Annotated in this window: 19 protein-coding genes; 11 read left to right on the top strand and 8 right to left on the bottom strand. The window is 55.5% G+C overall.

Features of this window, described 5'->3' with window-relative positions:
- Positions 1–4: 4 nt before the first annotated feature.
- Together entE and entC are read right to left on the bottom strand one after the other, a co-directional pair.
- On the bottom strand, positions 5–1,612 hold the full coding sequence (gene entE, locus HV127_RS15265; protein WP_182240664.1) for a (2,3-dihydroxybenzoyl)adenylate synthase EntE: 1,608 nt from the start codon (positions 1,610–1,612) through the stop codon (positions 5–7).
- Positions 1,613–1,621: 9 nt separating this feature from the next.
- Positions 1,622–2,797, bottom strand: coding sequence for an isochorismate synthase EntC (gene entC / locus HV127_RS15270; protein ID WP_182237045.1), 1,176 nt, complete (start codon positions 2,795–2,797; stop codon positions 1,622–1,624).
- Positions 2,798–3,110: 313 nt separating this feature from the next.
- Between entC and fepB the strand changes: the two genes are divergently transcribed.
- Together fepB and HV127_RS15280 are read left to right on the top strand one after the other, a co-directional pair.
- On the top strand, positions 3,111–4,070 hold the full coding sequence (gene fepB, locus HV127_RS15275) for a Fe2+-enterobactin ABC transporter substrate-binding protein (RefSeq protein ID WP_182237047.1): 960 nt from the start codon (positions 3,111–3,113) through the stop codon (positions 4,068–4,070).
- Between the two features lie 240 nt (positions 4,071–4,310).
- Positions 4,311–6,437, top strand: a complete 2,127-nt coding sequence (locus HV127_RS15280; RefSeq protein WP_182237050.1) for a glycosyl hydrolase family 18 protein — start codon at positions 4,311–4,313, stop codon at positions 6,435–6,437.
- A 259-nt stretch (positions 6,438–6,696) separates the two neighbouring features.
- On the opposite strand, the gene entS is transcribed toward HV127_RS15280, so the two are convergent.
- Positions 6,697–7,938, bottom strand: coding sequence for an enterobactin transporter EntS (gene entS, locus HV127_RS15285; RefSeq protein WP_182237052.1), 1,242 nt, complete (start codon positions 7,936–7,938; stop codon positions 6,697–6,699).
- 112 nt (positions 7,939–8,050) lie between these two features.
- Between entS and fepD the strand changes: the two genes are divergently transcribed.
- The 5 genes from fepD to HV127_RS15310 all read left to right on the top strand — a co-directional run bounded on the left by fepD (position 8,051) and on the right by HV127_RS15310 (position 12,732).
- Entirely contained in the window at positions 8,051–9,058 is a 1,008-nt protein-coding gene (gene fepD, locus HV127_RS15290; protein ID WP_182237054.1) for a Fe(3+)-siderophore ABC transporter permease, read from the top strand.
- Entirely contained in the window at positions 9,055–10,047 is a 993-nt protein-coding gene (gene fepG / locus HV127_RS15295; RefSeq protein WP_181483115.1) for an iron-enterobactin ABC transporter permease, read from the top strand. Before fepD ends, fepG begins: the two co-directional genes overlap by 4 nt.
- Positions 10,044–10,850, top strand: coding sequence for an iron-enterobactin ABC transporter ATP-binding protein (gene fepC / locus HV127_RS15300; protein ID WP_182237056.1), 807 nt, complete (start codon positions 10,044–10,046; stop codon positions 10,848–10,850). Before fepG ends, fepC begins: the two co-directional genes overlap by 4 nt.
- 323 nt (positions 10,851–11,173) lie before the next feature.
- Positions 11,174–12,157 carry a hypothetical protein gene (locus HV127_RS15305; protein ID WP_182237058.1) on the top strand — a complete coding sequence of 328 codons (984 nt, stop codon included), beginning with the start codon at positions 11,174–11,176 and terminating at the stop codon, positions 12,155–12,157.
- Positions 12,158–12,159: 2 nt separating this feature from the next.
- Entirely contained in the window at positions 12,160–12,732 is a 573-nt protein-coding gene (locus HV127_RS15310) for an N-acetylmuramoyl-L-alanine amidase (RefSeq protein WP_182237060.1), read from the top strand.
- An 81-nt stretch (positions 12,733–12,813) separates the two neighbouring features.
- Here HV127_RS15310 and entF read toward each other — a convergent pair whose 3' ends face one another.
- The 3 genes from entF to fes are packed head-to-tail and all read right to left on the bottom strand — an operon-like array spanning position 12,814 to position 18,187.
- A complete protein-coding gene (gene entF / locus HV127_RS15315) occupies positions 12,814–16,695 on the bottom strand; it encodes an enterobactin non-ribosomal peptide synthetase EntF (RefSeq protein ID WP_182240666.1) in 3,882 nt (1,293 codons plus the stop codon).
- Between the two features lie 10 nt (positions 16,696–16,705).
- The gene (locus tag HV127_RS15320) at positions 16,706–16,909 is read right to left on the bottom strand and encodes an MbtH family protein (RefSeq protein WP_182237062.1); all 204 of its coding nucleotides are present in this window, start codon (positions 16,907–16,909) and stop codon (positions 16,706–16,708) included.
- A gap of 27 nt (positions 16,910–16,936) precedes the next feature.
- A complete protein-coding gene (gene fes / locus HV127_RS15325) occupies positions 16,937–18,187 on the bottom strand; it encodes an enterochelin esterase (protein ID WP_228727526.1) in 1,251 nt (416 codons plus the stop codon).
- A gap of 365 nt (positions 18,188–18,552) precedes the next feature.
- Here fes and HV127_RS15330 point away from each other — a divergent pair, with 365 nt between their 5' ends.
- Positions 18,553–20,808 (top strand): TonB-dependent siderophore receptor, encoded by a 2,256-nt coding sequence (locus HV127_RS15330; RefSeq protein WP_182207189.1) that lies wholly within the window; start codon positions 18,553–18,555, stop codon positions 20,806–20,808.
- Between the two features lie 69 nt (positions 20,809–20,877).
- Positions 20,878–21,501, top strand: a complete 624-nt coding sequence (gene entD / locus HV127_RS15335; RefSeq protein WP_182237066.1) for an enterobactin synthase subunit EntD — start codon at positions 20,878–20,880, stop codon at positions 21,499–21,501.
- A gap of 169 nt (positions 21,502–21,670) precedes the next feature.
- Here entD and HV127_RS15340 read toward each other — a convergent pair whose 3' ends face one another.
- Together HV127_RS15340 and HV127_RS15345 are read right to left on the bottom strand one after the other, a co-directional pair.
- The gene (locus HV127_RS15340) at positions 21,671–22,606 is read right to left on the bottom strand and encodes a transketolase C-terminal domain-containing protein (protein WP_182237068.1); all 936 of its coding nucleotides are present in this window, start codon (positions 22,604–22,606) and stop codon (positions 21,671–21,673) included.
- A complete protein-coding gene (locus HV127_RS15345) occupies positions 22,599–23,429 on the bottom strand; it encodes a transketolase (RefSeq protein ID WP_110273255.1) in 831 nt (276 codons plus the stop codon). The genes HV127_RS15340 and HV127_RS15345 overlap by 8 nt, the downstream gene beginning before the upstream one ends.
- A 364-nt stretch (positions 23,430–23,793) precedes the next feature.
- On the opposite strand from HV127_RS15345, the gene HV127_RS15350 reads away from it, so the two are divergent.
- Together HV127_RS15350 and HV127_RS15355 are read left to right on the top strand one after the other, a co-directional pair.
- Positions 23,794–24,744 carry a sugar-binding transcriptional regulator gene (locus HV127_RS15350; protein ID WP_182237070.1) on the top strand — a complete coding sequence of 317 codons (951 nt, stop codon included), beginning with the start codon at positions 23,794–23,796 and terminating at the stop codon, positions 24,742–24,744.
- A 364-nt stretch (positions 24,745–25,108) separates the two neighbouring features.
- A complete protein-coding gene (locus HV127_RS15355) occupies positions 25,109–26,629 on the top strand; it encodes an FGGY-family carbohydrate kinase (RefSeq protein WP_182237072.1) in 1,521 nt (506 codons plus the stop codon).
- The last annotated feature ends 119 nt before the right edge of the window (positions 26,630–26,748 follow it).

A 26,748-nucleotide genomic window follows, 5' to 3' on the forward strand; every position in this document is an offset into this window, starting at 1 on the left:
TCCTTCAGCCCAGCTTGCGTTCAGCCAGCCACTGACGTAATTGTTTTTTATCGACTTTGCCCACCGGCGTCAGCGGCAGCGCGTCAACGCACTCCACGCGGTCCGGAAGTTTAAATTCTGCGACCCCTTGTTCACGCAGGAAGCGGCGAACCGCCACCGCGCGCAGAGGTTCTTTGACCACCAGATATGCACAGCTTTTTTCGCCCAGCAGGCTGTCTTCCATGCTGACCAGCGCAACGTGGATCACCGCAGGATGGCGCAGCAGCAGGTTTTCGATCTCTTCCGCCGCGATCTTTTCACCGCCGCGGTTGATCTGATCTTTTTCCCGACCCTGCACGGTGATGTAGCCATCCTCGTCGATCGAAATCAGATCGCCCGAGCAGTAGAAACCATCGGCATCAAACGCTTCGGCGTTGTGCTGCGGGCTTTTGTAGTAGCCGCGGAAGGTATAGGGTCCACGGGTCATCAGGCGCCCCACTTCACCGCGCGGCAGCGGATTACCATCGGCATCGGCCACCCACACTTCATCATCCGGACACATCGGGCAGCCCTGGGTGTTGATAATGCGCTCCGGGCTGTCGTTGAGGCGGGTATAGTTCACCAGCCCTTCAGCCATGCCGAAGACCTGCTGAAGCTGGCAACCAATTTCCGCCGGAATACGGGCGGCGAGCGTCGCGGACAGGCGCGCTCCGCCAACCTGTAAAAGCTGCAGCGATTGCAGTTGGGCATTGCTGCCGGAGTCATGGATCTCCTGTAGCCACAAGCTCACCGCAGGCGGCACCAGCGAGGTCAGGTTGATTTGGTGTTTTTCAATCAGCGGGAAACACAGCGTCGCGCTCGGGTCATGCGCCAGCACCACCACGCCACCGGCGAGGAATACACCTAATGAACCCGGAGAACTCATCGCATAGTTGTGGGCGGCGGGAAGCGCGTTCAGATAGCGCGTTTCGGCGCTCACACCGCACAGTTCATTACTGCGGCGAATGCTGTAGTCATAATCGTTATGGGTGCGCGGGATCAGCTTCGGCGTACCGGTACTGCCGCCGGAAAGCTGGAAAAACGCCACTTCATCGGCAGGCGTCGGATTCGCCACGAAATTATCGGCCGGTTGTTCAATGGCCGCCGTCAGGCTCTGTTCGCCGCTGTCGTTCAGCAGCAGCGCCACGCGTACCGACGGATGCTGCTCAACAAACGCGTTAAGAAAAGCATCATCAGCAAACAGCGCGTGTTCGCGGTCGGCAATCAGCAGCGCGGGTTCAATCTGGGTGGCATAGGCATTCAGCTCGCTACGTTGATGGCTGAACAACGCGTTAACCGGCGCAACGCCAATACGCAGTAGCGCAAACAGAGTGATATAAAATTCCGCAACGTTACCCAGTTGCACCAGCGCCGTTTCGCCGCGCTTCAGGCCCTGACGTTGTAGCGAGAAGCCAAGGTTATCCACCAGACGGTTGAATTCGCGATAGCTGTACTGTTTGTCGCCTTCGATAATCGCGATGGCGTCATTTTCCGCATGGCGAGTAATCAGATTGGTGAGCGGCAGATCCTGCCAGTAACCTTTTTGCCGATAGCGGGCCGCGAAATCTTCCGGCCAGCGATTAAATTCAATCATCATAATCCCTTATTGCAAGCCGAATACGTTCAGCATGGTGGTCAGTTTGACGCCGGTTTCGCGCCACTCGCCCAGCGGCGAAGAGGCCGGGACGATGCCTGCGCCAGCAAACAGGCGCAACGTGTGCTGATGCAGACGGGCGCAGCGAATCGTCACCACCCACTCGCCGTTACCTTCGTCATCGCACCAGCCGACAATGCCGCCAAACAGTTGGCGGTCAAACGGCTCCAGTTCGTTAATCAGGCGTTTCGCCACCTGATGCGGGAAACCGCTCAGCGCTGGCGTCGGGTGCAGCAGGCAGGCGAGCGACATGGCGTTTTCTTTTGCCAGCGCGGTCCCCTGAATCTGCGTCGCCAGATGCCACAGGGTGGGCGTAGTGGTCAGTTGCGGGAAGTCCGGCAGAGAGAGTTCGCTGCTGCGCGGCGTTAATACGGCTTTCATCGCCTGAGTCACCAGGTCGTGCTCATGACGGTCTTTTGCCGACGCCAGCAGCTTATGCCCCGCTTCGCGATCCAGCACATCGTCCGGCTGACGGCGGGCCGAACCGGCCAGCGGCACCGAGCTAAAATGCGCCCCTTCTTTACGCAGCAGCAGTTCCGGGCTGGCGCCCAGCAGCACGCCGCCGTCTGATAACGGCACGTGAAAGTTAAAGCTGGCCGGGTTCTGGGCGATCAGTCGCTCAAGCAGCGCCCCGCTATCAACCCGTTCGCGAGTGGTGATATCAATCAGGCGTGACAGGACAACTTTGTCCACTTCCGGCGTCGCGGTCAGGGCCGCTGCGCGCTCAACCATCGCCATAAAGGTGTCCTGCTCGGGAATTTCCCGACGCTGCACCACGTCCATTGGCGTCTGGCTTGATGCATAACGCGCGGACTGCTGTTTTTGGGTGCGAGAAAAGTCTTCCCAGCGCTCAGGGATGAACAGCTCGGACGGCTCGTTGGTATCAAACGGGATAGCGCCAACCATCACCGGCTTTGCAATCCCCGCAGCACGCGCCTCTTTAAACGCAGCCGCCATCTTGCTCTGGAACTCACCGGCCAGATTGTCGCCATCGGCGGCGGGATGCGAAAAGCGGCTAAAGCAGCCAGACGTTCTGAAACTGCGGTACGGCGACATAAAGAAGAAGCTTTCCGGCGACAGGGTCATTTTTTTCTCCCGAACATCCTCAGCCAAAGACGTTTCCATATCATCCTCCAAAAAAACGATAAAGATATTACGAATAATTATCATTTATATTTTGGTTGGCTAACCTAAAAGGTATTGCTCTACATGTCAACCATACAGGTAGCATGTTGTGCTACTTATACCCGTCATACTTCAAGTTGCAGGTGTGTTGACTGCGTTCGCTCACCCGAATCACTTACTACAGTAAGCTCATCGGGATTCGTTCACTTGCCGCCTTCCTGCAACTCGAATTATTAGGGTATAGACTTGCATCCACGCGGCGCAAAGCTGAAAATGAGAAGCATTTATCACAACTTAATCAGGATGCGAATACGTGAATTTCTCCACTTTTTGCCGCCGTACTCTCTTCGCCAGCGGTCTGGCGATTTTAGGAATTAGCTCAGCGCTGGCGGCAGACTGGCCGCGCCAGATTACCGACAGCCGCGGAACACATACGCTGGAAAGCCAGCCGCTGCGCATTGTCTCCACCAGCGTGACGCTAACCGGCTCGCTACTGGCAATTGACGCGCCGGTCGTCGCCAGCGGGGCCACCACGCCCAATAACCGCGTCGCCGATAGTCAGGGTTTTCTGCGTCAGTGGAGCGATGTGGCGAAAGAACGCAAATTGTCGCGACTTTATATTGGCGAGCCGAGCGCCGAAGCCGTTGCAGCCCAGATGCCGGACCTGATACTGATTAGCGCCACCGGCGGTGATTCGGCAATGACGCTCTACGATCAGCTTTCCACCATCGCCCCGACGCTCATCATTAACTACGATGATAAAAGCTGGCAGGCGCTGCTGACCCAACTGGGGAATATCACCGGCCATGAAAAACAGGCCGCCGGGAGAATTGCTGAATTTGATAAACGGCTGGCGGCGCTGAAAGAAAAGATGAAGCTACCGCCGCAGCCAGTCACCGCGCTGGTCTACACCGCAGCGGCCCACAGCGCCAATATCTGGACCAAAGAATCCGCTCAAGGACAGATGCTCGAACAGCTGGGCTTTACCCTCGCCGACCTGCCCGCCGGGCTACATGCCAGCCAGAGCCAGGGGAAACGCCATGATATTGTGCAGTTGGGTGGGGAGAATTTAGCCGCCGGGCTTAACGGCAAGAGCCTGTTCCTGTTCGCCGGTGACCAAAAAGACGCCGATGCGATTTACGCCAACCCGCTGCTGTCGCACCTGCCTGCGGTCGAAGGAAAACGCGTTTATCCGCTGGGGACCGAAACCTTCCGCCTTGATTACTACAGCGCCCTGCTGGTGCTGCAACGGTTATCAACGCTCTTTGGTTAACATCATCGTCCCGGCGCATGCCGCCGGGATATCATCAAACATCATTCCCAACATCATCCCTTTGTTATAAAAATACTTTCTTATTTATATCCAGCCCAAACACCTCATCGCCATCACTCTTTCCTCAGCCTAAATATCATCGTTTTTTGTGTTGTTTTGTGATTAGCCCTGGGCAGCCAGTTAGCCGATTATCTGCTCCACACCACTCACGGTGAGCATTCACAGCAAAAGGAAATTAACGTGGCAACCAGCAAATTGATTAAGGGCGATACCCTTACTGAAACCAGCAACGCAGCTGATGGTTTTAACCCGGCAACAGAGGTCAGCAACTATAGCTACACTTCTGCCCGCGTCACAAAACCGGTTTACAACAAATACAAAGCCTCTACCACCAAACCAAAAGTCTTCGGTTACTACACCGACTGGTCCCAATACGATGGCCGCCTACAAGGTGGAGATTCGAAAGATAACCGTGGTCGTGGTTACGATCTGACCAATATATCCCCTACAGCATACGATAAAATCATTTTCGGTTTCGTCGGTGTAACTGGCTTCCATAAAAATGATGGTCTGTGGCGCGATGTGGTTGCCGAAGGCGCAGAGCAGTGCGGTAAAGTTCAGTACGAACCAACCTTCCTCGATCCGTGGGGCGACTTCCAGTCCTACGTTAACGTTGGTCACTCTGTAAGCGGCTGGGACGTTGATCCGAAAACCGTAACCCAGACCAACACCAAAGGCCTGCTTGGTGGTCTGCGTGACCTGCAGGCAAAAGCTAAACAGCAGAACCACGATCTGGTGCTGTCCACGAGCATCGGCGGCTGGACCATGAGTAACGGTTTCCACGAAACCGCAGCTTCTGACGCTGCGCGTAAAGTCTTCGCCAAAGGCGTGGTGAAACTGTTCAAACAGTTCCCGATGTTCAGCGAAGTGGATATCGACTGGGAATACCCGAACCATGAAGGCGCAGGTAACCCTTGCGGCCCGGAAGATGGTGAAAACTATGCCCTGCTGATTGGTGAACTGCGCAAACAGCTGGATTCCGCAGGCCTGAGTAATGTGAAAATCTCTATCGCCAGCTCTGCTGTGGTTAAGACGTTCGGTTATTCCAACGTTAAAGCGCTGCTGAATGCCGGTCTGCACGGCATCAACCTGATGACCTATGACTTCTTCGGTACTCCGTGGGCGGAAACGCTTGCACACCATTCTAATCTGAAAGCGGTGGAGAAAGACGGCTGGGCAATCAACACTATTGTTGAGCATCTGCTGTCCGAAGGCTTCCCGGCTGAACGCATCAACATCGGTTATGCAGGCTATACCCGTAACGGCCGCAGCGCTGAGCTGGAGTCACTGTCTCCGCTGAAAGGCACCTATAACGCAGGCACTGGCGATACTACTGGTACGTTTGAATCTGGTACCAACGAATGGTACGACGTGATTTATAACTACCTGGATCTGGAAAACCAGAAAGGCCGTAACGGCTTCAACGTCTACACCGACCAGGTTGCCGATGCTGACTACCTGTACAACCCGGAAAGCAAGCTGTTCATGTCTCTGGATACCCCGCGTTCAGTGAAGGCGAAGGGTGAATACGCAGCGAAGTTGGGTCTGGGCGGGATGTTCACCTGGACTATCGATCAGGACAACGGCGTGCTGCTTAACGCCGCTCGTGAAGGTCTGGGCTACGAAATTTCTTCCGAAGTTGTCGATATGGAACCGTTCTATTTCGAAGGTATTAACGTAGAAGAAGCGGAAGAAGAGCAGGAAGAAGACGATCAGACTCCGACTAAAATCAACCACGCGCCGAATGCAGCCATCGAGTTACTGATCGTTGGCGGCTCCCGCGTGCGTCTTTCCGGCGAAAAATCGTCTGATGAAGATCAAGACGACTTAACCTACAGCTGGGGCGTGCCTGCGGCTATCGATCTGGCGGACAAAACCACTGCGACCATCGAGTTCAATGTTCCGGAAGTGACCGTGGATACCGAATTCACCTTCACTCTGTTCGTTCGCGATACCTGGGGCGAGCCGTCAACACAGCAGCGCTTTTTGCTCTCCGTTGTCGCCGCGGCATCTCAGAATGACGAAGGCGAAGATGAGTCCGAAGAGCAGAACGATGATGAAGCTGCAGACGACCAGGATAACACCGACGATCAGCCTCAACCAGCAGATGACGATGTCGTTCCGTCTGATGAAACCACTCCTTACCCGCTGTGGGATACCAATGCCGTTTATGGCGGAAACTGGGGTACGTTTGAAACCGTGAGCTGGAAAGGCCATAACTACCAGGTTAAATGGTGGTCTATGGGCGACCAGCCGGACACGAACTGCGATCAGTTCGCGGTCTGGACCGACCTTGGCGCGTACTAAGCGTTAACCCTCACTGACGAGTGATAGCAAGCCCCGGAGCCATCCGGGGCTTGCTACTGATATTGTGCTCGCATTTCTGCCGGGCGGCGGCTAGCGCCTTGCACGGCCTACAAAAACCGCAATAACATCAGCATCTAACATTGATGGTAACCTACAAACGATACCAAACCCGATGGCGTCCGTAGGCCGGATAAGGCCTTGTGCCGCCATCCGGCATTGCCTCCGAAGCTGATGATATCCACCGGGTTATCTATAACACTTAGCTTTCCGTCACGACTTCTGGTCGCTGAAAACGGCGCAATTCACGCAACAGGCCCACCAGCACAACGCCCACAATGACCAGCGCCCAGCCGCTAGCGCTCGCCGAAGCCACCGGCGTCAGAATCGCACCCAGACCGCCGAGCAGCGCCGCGCCGATCGCATCGCCGGTCACGTTCTGCGCTGTCCACAAGCCGTTGATACGACCGAGCATGTTTTCCGGAGTTTGCGTCTGAATCAACGTATATTGCAGCAGCGAGCTTATCGCGCTCAGCCAGCCAAACACCGCCAGGCACAGCGCGCCAAGTTCCCACATCGGCATCAGACTGAATAGCGCAATCGCCACAAACGAGCCAACGGTGGTTGCCAACATCAGCACGCCGGGCTTCGCCGTCTGCGCCAGCTGCCCGCTGGTCAACGCCCCCAGTGCCGCCCCCAGAGGGATCGCGGCGTACAGCAGGCCAATCTGCGATGTCGACATCTGCCAGCTTCCGGCCAGCGCCGGATAGAGCACACGAACCGCGCTCGCCATCGTCAGCAAACCGCCGAGCAGCGCGATGCCGCCGATAAGCGGGCTGTTAAACAGGAATTTCACTCCCGCCAGCAGCGATTTCAGCGGATGTTCACGCGGCTGCGGAGGCGGCGCTAACTGCGGTAAACGCAGCAGCGTCAGAGTGGTAATAAAGGTCCCGGCCGCCGCCAGACCGTAGTTCCAGGCTACCCCGCCGGTGGCCAGCAGCAGGCCACCAATCATCGGCGAAATCACCGACCCCAGACGCACCGTCAACATGGTGATCGCCCCCGCCTGCATCAGGTTTTCCCGCCCGACCAGCGCCGGAGTCGCCGCCAGCAGCGCAGTCACGCCAATGGAGGCAAACAGGCCGTCCCAGATCCCCAGCAGATAGATAGCAATTAGTGACGGCTCCGGCAGCATGGCGTTCAGGCACAGGCCGACAAACCCAATCCCACAGGTACCGCGCGCCAGCAGAATCAAGCGCTTGCGCTCATAGCGGTCGGCCAGCACACCGCCCACCATCAAGCCAACAAACATCGAAGCGCCGGTTAAGGTGACCGACAGCCCAACCTGCCAGGTCGAGTGGGTCATCATCTGGATTTGTACCGGGATCGCTACGCCCAGCAGGCCAAGCGACAGAATTGAGATAAAGCGGGCGATAAAGACGGCGCGAAAGGCCGGATGAGTTTTCAGCAGGCTGAGATTCAGCAGCCGGGATTGTCGGTTCATGACAGCGCCTTGTTATTATTTTCCATACCATTTTTATGGGTGCACATGCTAACATAACCGAATAGAATCGATAACGATAATTACTATCATTATCATGTCAGGGATGTAAGCCATGTCGTCTTCCATGACCACGGCGCGCGCCTTTGCCGTGCCGGGTCTTTTGATCGTTTTAACCATCGCCGTTGCGCTCAGCCTGTTGATTGGCGCGAAACCCCTGCCGTTTAGCGTCGTCGTTGATGCTTTTACCGGTACCTGCCAAAGCGCCGATTGCACCATCGTCCTTGATGCCCGACTGCCGCGAACCCTCGCCGGACTGCTGGCGGGCGCCGCGCTGGGCCTCGCCGGGGCGCTGATGCAAACCCTGACCCGCAACCCGCTGGCCGACCCGGGGATCCTCGGCGTCAACTCCGGCGCCAGCTTTGCTATCGTGCTCGGCGCGGCGCTGTTTGGTATCTCTTCGCCACAGGAACAACTGCTGATGGCCTTTTGCGGCGCGTTCGGCGCATCGTTATTGGTGGCCTTTACCGGCAGCCAGGGCGGCGGTCAGCTTAGCCCGGTTCGCCTGACCCTCGCGGGTGTGGCTCTGGCGGCGGTGCTCGAAGGCCTTTCCAGCGGTATCGCCCTGCTTAACCCCGACGTCTACGATCAACTGCGCTTCTGGCAAGCGGGTTCACTGGACGTGCGCACGCTGCAAACCCTGAAAATCGTCCTGATCCCGGTGTTGATTGCCGGTCTCGTTTCGCTGCTGCTCAGCCGGGCGCTCAATAGCCTCAGTCTCGGCAACGATACGGCGACCGCGCTCGGCAGCCGGGTCGCGCGTACTCAACTGATTGGGCTGCTGGCGATTACCGTCCTGTGCGGTAGCGCCACGGCAGTCGTTGGGCCAATTGCCTTTATCGGCCTGATGATGCCGCATATGGCCCGCTGGCTGGTGGGAGCCGATCATCGCTGGTCGCTGCCGGTCACCCTGCTGGCCACTCCTGCCCTGCTCTTGTTTGCCGATGTGCTTGGCCGCCTGCTGGTTCCCGGCGAGCTTCGTGTATCGGTGGTCAGCGCCTTTATCGGCGCACCGGTTCTGATCTGGCTGGTGCGCCGCCAGCCGCGCGGAGGTGGAATGTGATTGCCCCTTCTCGCCGCCTGATTTTTAGCTGCCTGCTGCTGGTGATCGCCAGCGTGCTGGTCTCCCTGTGGGGGCTCGGCACCGGCCTGGTACCGTTAAGCGTTGAGCAAGTTATCTCCGCGCTGATTGGCGATGCGCCGCGCAACGTCACCATGGTGGTGACCGAATGGCGTCTGCCGCGCGTGCTGATGGCGCTGCTGATCGGTGCCGCGCTCGGCGTCAGCGGGGCGATTTTCCAGTCGCTGACCCGCAACCCGTTGGGCAGCCCGGACGTCATGGGCTTTAACACCGGTGCCTGGAGCGGCGTGCTGGTGGCGATGGTCATGTTTGGCCAGAACCTGGCGGCTATCGCCATGGCGGCAATGGCTGGCGGCATCCTCACCGCGCTGGTGGTGTGGCTGCTGGCCTGGCGCAACGGCATTGAGACCTTTCGCCTGATTATTATCGGCATCGGCATCCGCGCCATGCTGGTGGCGTTCAACACCTGGCTGCTGCTGCGCGCCTCGCTGGAAACCGCGCTCTCAGCCGGGTTATGGTATGCCGGTTCCCTTAACGGCCTGACCTGGGGCAAAACCTGGCCCTCTGCGCCGCTGATTCTGCTGATGCTGGTTTTTGCCGCACTGCTGGCGCGACGCATGCGGTTGCTGGAGATGGGCGACGATACCGCCTGCGCGTTGGGCGTGCGGGTTGAGCGTTCGCGCCTGCTGATGATGCTGGTCGGGGTGGTGCTTACCGCCGCCGCCACCGCGCTTGCCGGGCCAATTTCATTTATCGCCCTGGTAGCGCCGCATATCGCGCGCCGCCTTAGCGGTACCGCTCGCTGGGGCCTGACTCAATCCGCGCTGTGCGGCGCGCTGGTGCTGGCGCTCTCTGACTACTGCGCGCAGCGCCTGTTTATGCCTTATCAGTTACCGGTGGGCGTGGTGACCGTCAGCCTCGGCGGTATCTACCTCATTGCGTTGTTAATTCAGGAGTCCCGCAAAAAATGACCGCTGTAACTTCCCGTTTGCGCGGCGACCAGTTGACCCTGGCGTACGGCAAAAAGACCATCGCCGAATCGCTGAACGTGACCATTCCCGATGGACATTTTACCGCCATTATTGGCCCTAACGGTTGCGGTAAATCGACGCTGCTGCGCACCCTTAGTCGTCTGATGACGCCGACCAGCGGTCATGTCTGGCTCGATGGTGAGCAGATCCAGCATTACGCCAGTAAAGAGGTCGCCAAACGCATCGGCCTGCTGGCGCAAAACGCCACCACGCCGGGCGATATCACCGTTCAGGAGCTGGTGGCTCGTGGGCGCTATCCGCACCAACCGATGTTTACTCGTTGGCGCAAAGAGGATGAAGAGGCGGTCAGCAAGGCGATGAAAGCCACCGGGATCACCGACCTGGCGCTGCAAAGCGTCGATACGCTCTCAGGCGGCCAGCGTCAGCGGGCGTGGATTGCTATGGTGCTGGCTCAGGAGACGGCCATTATGCTGCTCGACGAGCCGACCACCTGGCTCGACATCAGCCATCAGATCGATCTGCTGGAACTGCTGAGCGAGCTGAATCGGGAGAAGGGATATACGCTGGCGGCGGTGCTGCATGACCTGAACCAGGCCTGCCGCTATGCCACCCATTTGATTGCCCTGCGCGATGGCAAAATCGTCGCGGAAGGCGCGCCGAAAGAGATTGTTAACGCGGAGCTGATCGAGAAAATTTACGGCCTGCGCTGTACGATCATTGAAGATCCGGTGGCGCATACGCCGCTGGTGGTGCCGCTGGGTAAAAGCGGGAATAGTCGATAACAGGTGAGTGAAATCCTGTTTCTCAGAAGCATCTGGAATATGGCCCCGCTCTCTGCGGGGAAATATAACAAAATTGCGATCTGCATCACATAACCATTCTGGTTTATGAAGCGTTGCTGGTTATAATTCACTAAGAATTATCCTGGTTAATAAATATCAAAGAAGGACTTCATAAACATTCTTGATATTTTAGCCGCCAGAATGACACCAATGAATACTATTCACAGGCCCATCAATCCCTTACAAAAAAAATTACCAACACCATGTCAGATATTTAAAAACAGGTTCAATACCTACTCCCATAAAAATATCCGGAGATTATCATGATACGTGGTTTTTCTCTCAACAATCAATTTATTAACTATCTAAAATTTCATACTGAACAACTCGTGAACGTTATTGAGTCCACGCGACTTGTCGTTTACCCACCCAATCCATATGATCGTTTTAACACCGTTAAGTCTTGTTTAAACGGGGAAGATTTAACTATTAATAAAATATTTGCTCTCGAGCAAGAACTGGTTCAGTTATACCCCGATGAATTCATTCCCTATCTATACCAGGAGACAAAAGATCGATATATTAAAGTATTACCGAACGAGGCCCTGGATAAAATAAAACAACTAGAAACACCTCTCCCCCTAAACAATCAACCAGCAGAATTACGAAACAGGATGACATCACTCTACGGCTACTTACAAAAATATTATTTTTTTATTAATGAACGTGAGCATTTCATTCGCGAAATGAAAACTAATTTTATCGCAATGCTGTTTATACTGGCAATCCTCACATTATTAGCAAGCATCTGGTGTTTTCACTATCAGGATAGTTTGCAGCTATCTTTAATGTTCGGGATGGTCTGCGGTGGATATCTCGGCGCAATTATCAGCACCGTTCGTCGGATACAGACAATGGCTGATGCACCCATTGATGGAGTCGATCGTGAGGCGATATTACTCAAAATTTATCAAGGCAAGCGAGGGATATATTTATCCATCTTATTAGGTGCATGTGCTCCATTCGTTATCTATTTACTTTTACGTTTCGTCCCAGCTGATAAAGGAATTGTTATTTTCGGCATAAGCTTCCTTCCTGTTTTCAGTGATCCACCAATTCATATTCAGCCAACGATTAGTGAGTTATATCTCACACCACTCCTCAGGGATACAAAAGACATTGCTAAAATACTATTCATTTCCATTCTCAGCGGTTTTTCTGAACGTTTAATCCCTGATGTACTGGATCGTATTTCCACCGAATTAAACAATCAATTTAAAAATCAAAATAGCCAACAGAGGAATTAGTGATGGGTAACTGGAAAGGTATCGTTGGATTAAATTTCAACACAATAGAATTCGACCATTATTGTCACGCTTTGCATTGGACACAGTGGCGACCTTCATTCATCGTATTACATAATACAAGCTCACCAACGCTAACTCAGCGTCCGCATGGTTTTACTCATCAGCATATGGAAAATCTTGAAGATTATTATAAAAACAAGATGCATTGGTCTGCGGGACCTCATCTTTTCATTGATGACAAACAAATCTGGGTATTTTGCCCACTAAATTTATCCGGCGTCCATTCACCATCCTATAATAAGTTAGCGCTCGGTATTGAAATGCTGGGGGATTATAATATTGATGAATTTAATAGCGGTCGCGGCCTTCTGGTACAACAAAATACCATCGCAGCGATGACATCGCTTTCCGCTGTTTTAGGTCTCGATCCGCAAACTATGAAGCTCCACAAAGAAGACCCAATCACCACACATAAAGGCTGCCCGGGAAAACATGTCGTAAAAGAACAGATCATCAGCGCAGTAACTAAACTTCTACAGCAGCGCCATCAGGGCGAGCATTTATTCCCAGGGTGACCAAGATACTGTGCCAGCTAAATGCTCCGGACACCCGGATTGCTGCATAATATATTATGCCTCAATCCGGGTTACTATCATTTACCCCAAAATCTCCCTGACTACCGGGCCGATCGCCTCAAAGGCCTGTGGAGAGATAATATCCACATGGGCGCAATCCTGGCTAAAGACCTCCAGCTCACCAACCCATGGCCCCCAGACCACCTGCGGATCCATTCCAGCCTGACGGGTTTTCTCCGCCACGAATAGCGTCGCTTTACCGTCAAACTTCGCGCTGTGGGCGGTAGTCAGCAAGCGTACTGCATCGGCATAGTTGCCTTCGATAACTCTGAATAGCTCGCCGGAAGCCTGCCCCTGCTGAGCGGCAAGAAACGCCTCACGTTCCCGTTCGATCTCCGCCAGCACCTCAGGATCCAGACCGTTAGCCTCTTTCTCCGCCCAGTTCTGCGTTTCCGGCGGCCAGGTGTCCAGCAGCCCGAGGAACGCCACCGCTTCGCCGCGCTGACGTAAACGGGCGGCAATGCCCTGCGCCAGCGTGCCGCCGAGCGAATAACCGAACAGGTAATAAGGGCCGTGCGGTTGCTGCTTAAGCAAGGTTTGCAGATGATGCTCGCAGACCGCATCCAGATCCGCCGCCGTCGCCATTGGTCCCTGCGGTCGCGGCGACTGAATGCCGGTGATAGACCAGTGCGGACTTAAATAACGCGCCAGCACGCTGAACTGCCAGGCAAAACCAGAAGCAGGATGGAAGCAGAACAGCGTCGGGCCATCGCTCGCTCGCAGCGGCAGTATCGTGTCGAAGCCCAGGCGCTGCACCTGCTCATCGCTGAGATCCGAAGCCAGCAGCGCGCTCAGCTTGCCGACGGTCGAGGCGACCATCACCTGCCCCGGCGTCACCTGACGTTCCAGCTCGCGGCTCAGCAGCGCCGCCAGGCGCATTGCCAGCAGCGAATGACCACCTAAAGCGAAGAAATCAGCTTCAATATCGTTTACTTCGCAACCCAGCAGCTGACTGAACGCCGTTGCCACGGTGCTTTCAATCCCCGGCTTCGGCGGACGACCGCTGCGCTCGCGGCTTAGCGTCGGCAGCGGCAGCGCTTTGCGATCCAGCTTGCCGTTAGCGCTCAGCGGCAGCTCCGGTAATTGAATCAGCACAACCGGCACCATATGCGGTGGCAGCTGTTCCCCCAGCCGCGCTTTGAGCGCGGCGGTATCCAGCGGCAGGCCAGATTCAGTAACCAGATAGCCCACCAGCTGACGAGCATCGCCGCCAGTGGCTGCCACCTGGTTGAAAACGCAGGCATGAGTCACCGCCTGCGCGACGTCCGGCAACTCCGACATCACGCGATCGATTTCGCCCAGCTCAATACGCTGACCGCGAATTTTCAGCTGATCGTCGCTGCGCCCGAGATACTCCACCGCGCCGAAATCCTGCCAACGGGCAACGTCGCCAGTGCGATACATGCGCTCGCCCGGTGCGTAAGGGTCGGCAATAAAGCGGCTGGCGGTTAAATCAGGACGCCCCAGGTAGCCCTGCGCCAGCTGAATGCCGGTCAGGTAGAGATCTCCCGCCACGCCCGGCGGTACCGGGCGCATCGACGCATCCAGAATACGCAAACCGGTATTCCATACCGGCCAGCCAATCGGCACGCTGGTGCCGGTGACCGCCGCCAGTTCAGGCCCGCAGGCCGGATACCAACTGACGTCCACTGCCGCTTCCGTCGGGCCGTACAGATTATGCAATGGCGCGCCGGTCAGCGATTCCCACTCCCGGCACAGCGCCGTCGGCAGCGCTTCACCGCTGCAGAATACCCGCCGCAGGGTTTGACAGGAGGCGACATTTTGCGCATCCAACGAAGCAACAAACGCCGCCAGCATCGACGGCACAAAGTGGGTCGTGGTCACGCCGTAGCGGGCGAAGAACCGCTGCATCGCCAGCGGGTCGCGATGGGCCTCAGGCTCGGCCATCACCAACTGCGCACCGGCAATAAACGGCCACCAGAACTCCCATACCGAGACATCAAAACTGCACGGCGTTTTCTGCGCCACTACGTCGTCAGCACAGAGCGGATAGTGGTTCTGCATCCACAGCAGGCGGTTGACGATGGCGGTTTGCCCGACCATCACCCCTTTAGGACGTCCGGTAGAGCCGGAGGTAAAGATGATATAAGCGGTATGGTCAGGCTGAGATATGGCCAGCGGTGCAGCGTCACTCGCTTCCAGCGGCTGCTGGTAACAGAGACTTTCCAGGTTGGGGATATCGCTAAAGCGCGCCAACTGATCCTCAGAAGTAATCAGTAGCGATGGACGCGCATCTTCCAGCATCATTCGCAGACGATCGTCAGGATAACCGGTATCCAGCGGCAGCCACGCGGCCCCGGCTTCGACAATGCCGTGCAGCGCCAGGGTCAGGAACACCGAACGCGGCAGCGCCACCGCCACGCTATCGCCCGGTTTAACCCCGCGTGCGCGCAGCAATTCCGCCAGCGCCACCACCTGCTGGCGCATCTCTTTGTAGCTAAACTGCCAGTTGGCATCCACCAGCGCCGGGGCATCCGGGGTTTTCGCTGCCTGCTCCGCCACCAGCGCGCTCAGCGTGGTGGAAGGCAGAGCAACGCCGGTATTGTTGACCTGCTCCAGTTGCGTTATTTCCGCCGCCGATAGCATATTCGCGTCGCCGCAGCGCAGGCCCGGATGGTCAGCAAACTGCGTCAGCAGCGCGGAGAGCCGGGCGATATGCCCGCGCAGCGTCTGTTCATCGTAACGCTGTTTATTGGCCAGAATCTCCAGTGACAGACCGCCCGCTTCGTCCGGGAACAGCGCCAGCTCAAGGTCATTGACCGGGCCGGTCGCCAGAGTGTGGGTTATCGCCTGCACGCCGTCGATATCCAGCTGATAATCGAAAACTTTTATATTGAGCACCGGGCCAAATAGCGGCTCATCACCCGCCGCCTTGCCGCTGTCGCGGACGATCTGCTCGGCGTCATAGCGCTGGTGGCGGCGCATTTTTTTCAGCTGCCCGGCAAGGCGCGTTGCCAGCTCGGGCAGCGTTTCCTGCGCGTCAATATTGACCGCCAGCGGCAGGACGTTCAGTACCGGTCCGGTTGCGGTTAGCGCCGCCGACCCCATGCGGCGCATAAAGATAAAGCCCGCCGCGTAATCCATTCGGCTGCACAGTCGCCCCAACCACAGGGTGGTCAGCGCCAGCGCCAGATCCGCACGCTGACACTGCGGAGCACTCGCTGCCAGACGGCTAAAGACGCCAGCATCGACCTCCAGCTTCATGCGCCAGATATCGGTGCCGCTCGCCCTTCCCGCCAGCGGCGCGGCAGACAGCGAAGCCGGAGACGGTAGCGCTTTACGCTGCGCCTGCCAGAACTGTTTGTCACGCTGCCAGGCGTCGCTACCGTAGTAGCGTTGATACTCTTCCACGACTTCCGCAAAGGGAGTAAACGGCGAAACAGGCGTTTCTTCACCCCGCTGCCAGGCGCGATAAATTGCAGCGATCTGGCGAGTAATCGCCGGGAAACTGAAGCCATCGACCAACAAATGGTGATAACGCTGATACCAGTACCAGCGATTATCTCCTACCCGTAACAGCTGATGGCAGACCAGCGGATTGCCGCCGTCTACGCGCAGATTCTGCCCGAGGTCGGCATGCATCAGCGCCAGCGCGGCGGCGTGCGGGTCGCTCGCGGCGCGCAGATCCTGATAATCCGGTTCGGCAAACACATGAGTTTCATCGACCCACTGCCAGGCTTCGCCGTTATCTTCACAAAAACGCATGCTGAGGGTATCGGCCTGCGACAGTCCGGTAACAATCGCCCGTCCGAGCAGAACCGGGTCGATCTCACCGCGCAGTTCTACATAGTGGGCGACGCTCCAGGCACCGGGTAGCGTCGAGAGGCGCTCCGCCATCCAGATCCCCGGCTGTGCCGCAACCAGCGGTAAACGAGTGGTCATCATCAGCTCCTTAGGACGCGTGGTGCGCGGGGGTGAGGGTGGACCAGTTCGCCGCCAGCCAGGCGTTGCACGCTTCTAGCGACTGCGGCTGGCACTCCACCGCCCAGCCTTCCGGCAGCGAGCAGTGGTGTGGCCACAGGCTAAACTGCTGTAATTCGTTGCGCAGAATGTAAAACTGCCCTTGCGGATTATCGAAGGGGTTACTGAATTGCATTTCAAATTCCTCGTAAAGCGCGCTTTGCTACTCTTCGCGGCATAAAGGCTGCCACAGCTGGATTAACCCCGCGGTCAGCCCGCCGCGCCAGCAAAGCGCATCATGCCCGCCGTCAACCTGACGCCAGAAAATCGTCTGCTGTTCCAGATGCGTGAGAAGCGCCTGGTTTGCACGAAAAATAATCGGCTCGCGAATACCGGCTTCCAGCCAGATTCGCAGCCCTTGCGGGTGTAACTCGCCGCGGCTTAGGCGATCAATCAGCAGTCCCGTCTGTACCCCACCGCGATGCGGCCACCAGTAGGAACCTGACTGGCTAAGCACGCAGCCAAAGCGCTGCGGCCAGTAGAGCGCGGCGAACATTGAGGCCAGGCCACCAAAGCTCTGGCCTGCCACCACGGTTCGGTCAGCGCAATCGCTGAAAGGGGCCATCTGACGAACTAACGGCAGCAGCTCTTCCTGAACCGCCAGCCAGAACGCTTCATTGCAGGGAAGCTCTTCGCCGCGATGCTGGTTATCAATCACGTCAATCAGCAGATAAACCGCCTGCGGTAGCCGCTCTTCACGGGTTAATCCTGCCAGCGGCGACCATATTGGCATGCTTTCGGTCCAGAACTGGCCATCAAGCAGAATAGCCAGAGGGCGCTCTTGCGGATTCGCATCACCGGTAGCGTAAACCCAGATCCGTCGCGTATTGCCGAGGCGCTGACTCTGCCACTCAATGCAGACCGGCGGCTGATAAGGTTCATCGCGCAGCGCCCAGCCCGGTTGTTCCGGGGCTTCAGGCAGCTCCAGCGCAGACACCGCATGACCGCGGCCGCCCTTCCAGCTTTGTGGATTGAGCGGGTCGGAGATCGCGCGCGGCAGCAGTTTGCGCCAGCCTTCACGCAGCAGCGTGCGGTCCGGGCTATCGCCGTTAAAAAGCTCAGGGGAAAAGTCGTTATCGCGCTCGGAGGGAACAAAACAGTAGCTCCCGCGCCAGGTGGGTGAGAGCGTGGTTTGCCAGAACCAGGCATCGGTACCGGGAACGCGTTGCAGCGTCTGCGGCAGCGAATTTTTATGATGATCGGTGACGCCGGTGATGTAAATCCATACCCGCTGGATCGTCGAGGAGGCCTCGCTGCCCGCCGGGTCTCGCCACCAGAACGTCACCCGATACGCGTCGTCAACGGCCTCAATCTGCGGGCCGGAGAGGCTTTGCCACCAGTCGTCACTTCCTGTCTTTTGCATTCCTTTTTTAACCTTATGTTTATCGTGACATTTATCAACAAACGTATCAATAAACGTAATATTTATTGATAATATTATTGATAACTATTTTCATTTGCAATAGCGTATTAGCGCGCTGTGGGAAGCGCGTCTTTCAAAATTAAACATGTCAGAGATGGCTTATTTAGAGCCAGGACAGCAGGCGTCATTGTTGCCGGCAGTTTGAACACGGACAGCGCGGAGAACCCGGAGCGTACATAGAGTACGCGAGGAGTACGAGCACTGCCCAGGTCCAAACTGGCAAATAAAATAGCCTGCTGCCGGGTTCTTAGTCAGCGACGGAGTGCCTGTGCCCTCTACTGGCAACATTGATACCGCCTCCCCTCCCGACGGGAAAGGGCTTTTGGGGAAGGTGGCGACGAAAAGCAGGATTTACAATGAATAACAGGATCAAATCCCTGGCCTTGCTGGTCAATCTGGGAATCTATGGGGCTGCTTTTCCGCTGAGCGCGGCGGAAACCTCCTCTGATAGCAAAGCCGCAACCGCTGACGAAACCATGGTCGTTACCGCTGCCGAACAGAACCTTCAGGCTCCAGGCGTCTCAACCATCACCGCCGATGAAATCCGTAAACGTCCGCCTGCGCGCGACGTATCTGAAATTATCCGCACCATGCCGGGCGTTAACCTGACTGGCAACTCCACCAGCGGCCAGCGCGGCAACAATCGCCAGATTGATATTCGCGGCATGGGCCCGGAAAACACCCTGATCCTGATTGATGGTAAGCCCGTAACCAGCCGTAACTCCGTGCGCCAGGGCTGGCGTGGCGAACGTGATACCCGCGGTGATACCGGCTGGGTTCCGCCGGAAATGATCGAGCGCATTGAAGTCCTGCGCGGTCCGGCTGCCGCACGCTACGGTAACGGCGCGGCGGGCGGTGTCGTGAATATCATCACCAAAAAAGGCGGCGATGAGTGGCACGGTTCATGGGACACATATTTCAATGTACCAGAACATAAAGATGAAGGTTCCACCAAACGAACCAATTTTAGTCTTAATGGGCCGATGGGTGGGGATTTCAGCTTCCGGTTGTACGGCAACCTAGATAAAACCCAAGCCGACGCATGGGATATCAACCAAGGGCATCAATCTGCACGAGCAGGAACTTATTCCACTACACTCCCTGCTGGGCGAGAAGGTGTGATTAATAAAGATATCAATGGTTCCGTCCGTTGGGATTTCGCTCCAATGCAGTCTCTAGAGTTTGAGGCTGGCTATAGTCGCCAGGGCAATCTGTACGCGGGAGATACCCAGAACACTAACTCTGACGCGTATACTCGCTCCAAATACGGCGATGAAACAAATCGTATGTATCGCCAAAACTATTCTTTGACATGGAATGGTGGCTGGAATAACGGAGTTACAACCAGTAACTGGGTACAATATGAACACACGCGTAACACGCGAATTCCTGAAGGACTCGCCGGGGGGACAGAAGGCAAGTTCAATGAAAAAGCCAGCGAATCTTTTGTTGATACCGATCTTGATGACGTTATGCTGCACAGTGAAATCAGCATACCTTTCGACCTTTTGGTGAACCAAAATCTGACGCTTGGAACTGAATGGAACCAACAGCGGATGAAAGACTTGAGCTCCAATAGTCAGCCGCTAACCGGTAACAATACTGGCGGTGCGATTCCCGGCGTAGATTCAACAAATCGCAGCCCATACTCAAAAGCAGAAATTTTTTCTCTGTTTGCAGAGAACAATATGGAAGTAACCGAGAGCACCATGCTAACTCCGGCGCTGCGCTTCGATCACCATAGCATCGTTGGTAATAACTGGAGCCCGTCACTAAATCTGTCTCAAGGTCTGGGCGATGACTTTACTCTGAAAATGGGTATCGCTCGCGCTTATAAAGCACCAAGTCTATACCAGACCAACCCAAACTATATTTTATACAGTAAGGGCCAAGGCTGTTATGCCAGTGCCGGTGGCTGCTATCTACAAGGTAATGATGATCTGAAGGCCGAAACCAGCATCAATAAAGAAATCGGTCTTGAGTTTAAACGTGATGGTTGGCTGGCTGGCATTACTTGGTTCCGTAACGATTACCGGAATAAAATTGAAGCGGGCTATGCTCCCATTGACAAAAATGACAGTGGAACCGATCTGTATCAATGGGAGAATGTGCCAAAAGCCGTTGTTGAAGGCCTTGAGGGGACATTAAACGTACCGGTAAGTGAAACGGTGAACTGGACCAATAACATCACCTATATGCTGAAAAGCGAGAACAAAACAACCGGCGATCGCTTATCGATTGTTCCAGAGTATACGTTGAATTCGACCCTTAGCTGGCAGGCTCGTGATGACCTTTCAGTACAATCCACCTTTACTTGGTACGGTAAACAACAACCCAAAAAATACAACTACAAAGGACAACCCGCAGTTGGTCCAGAAACTGCTGAAGTTAGCCCTTATAGCATCGTTGGCCTAAGCGCGACGTGGGATCTAACCAAAAATGTCAGCCTGACCGGCGGCGTGGATAATGTCTTTGATAAGCGTCAGTGGCGCGCAGGTAACGCACAAACAACTGGCGATCTTGCAGGTGCAAACTACATAGCTGGCGCAGGTGCGTATACCTACAACGAACCGGGCCGTACTTGGTATATGAGCGTCAATACCCACTTCTGATTGCTCAGCTTGATCTCCTCCGCCCTCTTCTCATAGAGGGCGGACGGGAGAATCTGCTAACATTCCACGATGCAAATCCAACACTCAATCATTCAGCTTGCGGGTCATTCACTTCAGCGGGTGGATTTCGACCCGGCGACCTTTCAGCCTGAAGATCTGTTCTGGCTCCCGCATCACGCCCTGCTAGCCGACTGTGCCCGCAAGCGGCAGAGCGAACATCTTGCCGGGCGTATTGCGGCGGTTTATGCGCTACAGGAAGTGGGAGAGAAAAGCGTTCCTGCCATTGGCGACCAGCGCCAGCCCCTATGGCCCACCCCGTGGTACGGCAGCATCAGCCACAGCAAACAGACCGCGCTGGCGGTAGTTTCTGCCCAGCCGGTCGGCATTGATATCGAAAGGATCATGACGCCTTCGCTGGCGGCAGATCTGGAAAGCAGTATCGTCAACGCAGCGGAAAAAAGAGTTCTGGATGACAGTGGTTTACCTCCTGAGCTGGCGCTGACGCTGGCGTTTTCGGCGAAAGAGAGCGCGTTTAAGGCCTGCCATGTGGACGTACAAGCCGGAAGAGGTTTTACCGATTTTGAGTTGGTGTATATAAAGGAAGAAATTTTGCTTCTTCGGCTATCCGCTAAAGAGTTTAGGCTGCAATGGATTAAGGCCGGAGAATTTGTTATTACGCTTTGCACGTCGTAAAAGGTGCCGTTTTAGACACCGTGCTCGTATTTCTGCCGGGCGGCGGCTGACGCCTTGCCCGGCCTACAAACACCACGACATCATCATGTTGCGCTTTCTTTGTAGGCCCGGTAAGGCGCTAGCCGCCACCGGGCAATTCCAGAGACATACACTTTTCTACAAGCTGAAATCAACGCATCTTCTGCGCCAGTTCAGCAATAGAGGCCGCATCAAAACCGTGATGTTTACGCAGCCAGCCGCGATCTGCCGCAGCCGCATACTCACCATCCGGGATCCCCAGGCGCTTGAGCTTAATACCGACGCCCGCTTCCGCCAGCACTTCCGCCACCAGGCTACCCAGTCCGCCGTTGACGTTATGCTCTTCCACCGTAATCACCGCTTTGCATGGCTTCAGCGCTGCCAGCAGCGCGGCGGTATCACAAGGGCGGATTGAAGGCACGCTCACCACTTTAGCCTGAACCCCGGCATCGGCCAGAATCTGCGCCGCATCGACAATTTCATGCACCGTAGAGCCAGTTGCTACCAACGCGATATCTTCGCCTTCGCGCAGTGTCACTACCGCACCTGGCGCAAACTGATAATTTTCGTCGTGCAGCTCCGGCAACGCCTTGCCATCGAGGCGAATATAAACCGGCCCCTGATAGCGAATGGCGTAATCGATAATCTGCCGACATTCACGCGGTGAAGAAGGGGCAAAAATCTGGATATTACCGAAGCCGCGCATCACCGCCAGATCGTCAATCGCGTGGTGGGTACTCGCCAGCGGGCCGTAGCTGGCCCCGGCGTTGAGGCCAAATAGCTTAACGTTGGTGTTGTTGTAGCAAACGTCGACTTTAATTTGCTCGTTAGCGCGGGAAATCAGGAACGGCGCGGCGTTACAGGTCACCGCAACTTTTCCGCCCAGCGCCAGGCCAGCTGCTGTGCCGACCATACTCTGCTCGGCGATGCCCACATTAACCAGGCGGCCAGGGAATTGTTTAATAAATGGGGCGATTTTTGCCGTTGAGGTTGAGTCAGCTACCACCGGCACCAGATCAACACCGCTTTCAACTGCATCAATAAACGCTTCAACCATCACGCTCGCCAGGTGTTCTGCATTACTCATCTTTCAATTCCTCCAGTGCCAGTGCAATTTCTTCGCCTTTCGGTACCCGGTGGTGCCATTCCGGACGCCCCTGGATAAAGGAAATACCGGCACCTTTTGTGGTGTTGGCGATAATAACGTTCGGTTTACCTTCCTGCTTCAGCCCTTCCAGAGTCGCCACCACCGACGCCATGTCGTTGCCCTGGCACTCGGTTACCGTCATGCCGAAGGCTTTCCATTTATCGGCCAGCGGATCGGTATTCATAATTTCACGGGTCGGCCCAGCCAGCTGGAGGTTGTTCTTGTCATTAATGATGACGAGGTTATCAAGCCCATAGTGCGCCGCGGCCAGAGCCGCTTCCCAGTTGCTGCCTTCAGCCAGTTCGCCATCGCCGGTAATTAAAAAGATGCGGCGGGAGCTGTTGCTTTTCTTCGCAGCCAGCGCCAGCCCCACCGCAACAGGCAAACCGTGGCCCAGCGCGCCGGTGTTGAGTTCGATGCCCGGCGTTTTTTGACGTACAGGGTGGCCAGGAAGATGAGAGTTGGCATGCTGATAGGTATCCAGCCAGTCAACGGGGAAGAAACCCGCTTCGGCCAATACGCAGTAGTAGCAACCCACCGCGTGGCCTTTCGACTGGATGTAGATATCACGCTGATCGTCAGCAATACGGTCCGGCGCAACGTTCATAATGCGGAAGTAGAGCGCGGTAATCAGTTCAACCTGAGACAGGTCGGCTCCGGTGTGCCCACCCGCAGGGCTGTTGGCATTCAATCTGACGATATGGCGACGAACGGCGCGGGCTTTACGCTCAAGTGCCTGGACATCATAGCTATAGGGATTCATTTAATACCTCTGAATTTATTTTCAACTTGGAATATTTATTCCGTCAGGGACTAAAAAAACCAGACATCCCCAGGCAACGCATCGCAAGGCTTACGCCGCTGCATCATACTCAGGAACATTCTGCCTCCTTACCACCAGGCCTGACTGCGCCTGGGTACTTTTCAGTTGACCTGAAATCATCATGAATATATATTCAACAATGACTCTTTATTCAATTATGCAGCCACTGTTCTGTTTTTGTCCATAGCTGTTTTTGAGGATTGGCGAAAGTTAGATATCCATCACACTTAACTGTCTTTTCTTTTCGCGTATGATGATGAGCTCTAAGATAATGGCTGCACGTAAATGATTTTCGGGGAAATATATGGCTAAGCAGGATGAACAACGGCTATTAGTTAAGATTGCCACTCTTTACTATCTTGAAGGACGAAAGCAGTCCGATATCGCTCAACTTCTCTCGCTTTCTCAGTCATTTATCTCCCGAGCGATTACCCGTTGCCAAAAGGAAGGCGTGGTCAAAATTAGCGTTGTTCAGCCATCCAATATTTTCCTCAATCTTGAAAAAGGTCTCGAGGATCGCTACGGAATTAAACAAGCCATCGTGGTGGATACCGAAGAGGACGCGAACGATCACACCATCAAGCGCGCCATTGGTTCCGCCGCCGCCCACTATCTGGAAACGCGATTACGCCCAAAAGACCTGATTGGCGTCTCCTCCTGGAGTTCGACCATTCGTGCGATGGTCGATGAAGTTCACGCGCAAAATCTGAAGGCCAACGGCGTGATTCAACTGCTGGGTGGCGTAGGACCAAACGGTAATGTCCAGGCAACGATCCTCACCCAGACCCTGGCGCATCATCTTAACTGTGATGCCTGGCTGCTTCCTTCCCAAAGCATTGAAGGCTCAACGGAGGAGAAAAATCGTCTCGTTGCCAGCAAAGATGTCGCCGATGTCATTGCCCGCTTTGACGAAGTCGATATTGCCATCGTCGGCATTGGCATCCTCGAGCCTTCGCAACTGCTTAAAACGTCGGGGAACTACTATCACGAAGATATGCTTCAGGTGCTGGCTGCACGCGGCGCGGTCGGAGACATTTGCCTGCACTACTACGACAAAAACGGCAAAGCGGTGTTACGCGATGATGAAGATCCTGTTATCGGCATGGCGCTGGAAAAAGTGAAGAAGTGCCCCAACGTAGTGGCCCTTGCCGGCGGCAGCGATAAGGTTGCGGCTATCAAAGGTGCGCTATCAGGCGGTTATATCGATGTGTTAATTACTGACTACCCCACCGCACGCCTGCTTATCGCGGGTTAACTTCCTCATTCCAACACTTTCCCACAGCCTTTACGCTTTCCAGGAAGCGTAAAGGTAATGCAAATAAATATTTATATTTCAATACGATAAATGCGTTAACCTGCTCTCTTTTTCACTCATTGTCAGATGCTCCACCGAACGGATAAGTGTGATTGCCAGCACAATTGATAACTTTTCCTGTAGCCCGATGGGAAGTTTCTGGCTAAGGTATCAAATAAATAATCACTATCGAATATATATTCAGTGATTAAAAAAGTGAAAACGAATTGTCACATCATGGCCTGCTAAGAAGCAATGCGATAAAGAGGAATGCCGACTCTTCCCCCTCCGCGCCAGGACGAAGTGTGACTCAGGAGACTACCTAATGCAGGCAACACGTAAAGAGTTCATCATTGCACTGGACGAAGGCACCACCAACGCCAAAGCCGTCGTGCTCGATAGCCGCGGTGACGTGGTAGTGAAATTCTCACAGCCGCTGGCGATTCAAACGCCGCGCGATGGTTGGGTCGAGCAATCGGGAGAAGTTCTGGTCGAAGCCTCACTCGACGTTATCGCTAAAGCGGTTGAACACGTCGGTGCAGAGAACGTCGCCGCATTGGCCATCAGCAACCAGCGCGAGACCGCCATAGGTTGGTATCGCCAGAGCGGTAAACCCATTAACGCCGCCATCACCTGGCAGTGTACCCGTAGCGCCGCGTTTTGCGATGAACTACGCCGCGACAACAAAGAGCAGCAAATCAAAACCACCACTGGCCTGCCGATTGCGCCTTTGTTCTCGGCCTCAAAAATGCGCTGGCTGCTGGAATCCATTCCTGAGGGCCGCATGTTGGCTGAACGCGGAGAAATCTGCCTCGGCACCATCGACAGCTGGCTGCTGTGGAATTTAACCCAGGGCGAAGCGTTCCATTGCGATCACTCCAATGCTGCACGCACCCAATTGCTGAATCTGCAAACCGGGCAGTGGGACGACGAGATGCTGGCGCTGTTCCAGATCCCTCGCGCTGCGCTGCCGGAAATTAAACCTTCCAGCGGATTATTTGGCTATACCCGCGGGCTGAACAATATCCCTGACGGTATCCCAGTGATGGCGATGGTGGGTGATTCCCACGCCGCGCTGTTTGGTCACGCGCTTGGCGAACTGGGCTGCGTTAAAGCCACCTACGGCACGGGGTCATCAGTGATGGCGCCGGTAAAATCCGCACAGTGCGATATCGACGCACTGGCCACCACCATCGCCTGGCACGACGGCGACAGCATCACCTACGGACTAGAAGGTAATATTCCGCATACCGGCGATGCCGTGGCGTGGATGGCCGACAGCACCGGCCTAAGCGAGCTTTCTGATGCCGAGTTGGCTCACGAACTCAATACCCTCCCCGCCTCCGTGGACTCTACGCTGGGCGTCTATTTTGTGCCAGCCCTTACCGGACTTGGCGCACCATGGTGGGATGACAGCGCCCGCGGCGTGATTTGCGGTCTGAGCCGCGGCGTTAAACGCGCACACCTGATTCGCGCCGCGCTGGAGTCCATTACCTATCAAATCGCCGATGTTGTTGTCGCCATGCGTCAGCAGGATGACTTCCACCTGGCGGCATTAATGGTCGACGGCGGCCCAACGAAAAATGATTGGTTAATGCAGTATCAGGCCGACCTGCTGGGATGCCCGGTGATGCGCAGCGATGTTGCCGAACTCTCGGCGATTGGCGCAGCCCTTCTGGCCCGCAAAGCCCTGAACCCAGGCTCGGTGACCGACCTGAAAGCCTTCTTAACCGAACATAGCGAATTTATCCCCGATATGGCCCGCCACCAGCGCCTGCAGAAAAGATGGCAGGAGTGGCGCCATGCGGTGAACAGAACATTATGGAAACCGGCAACGTCCGCCTGACGCCCACCAGGGAATCTCGTGTGTGACGAACCTTAATCATCAACAGAAGGAGACCCCCGGCCCATAAACTTGATTTTCAGGCCTTACGTTGTTTCACCGTACCCGACAATAACAACCAA

The sequence above is a fragment of the Klebsiella sp. RHBSTW-00215 genome (genome assembly GCF_014103785.1).
GTDB lineage: Bacteria > Pseudomonadota > Gammaproteobacteria > Enterobacterales > Enterobacteriaceae > Klebsiella.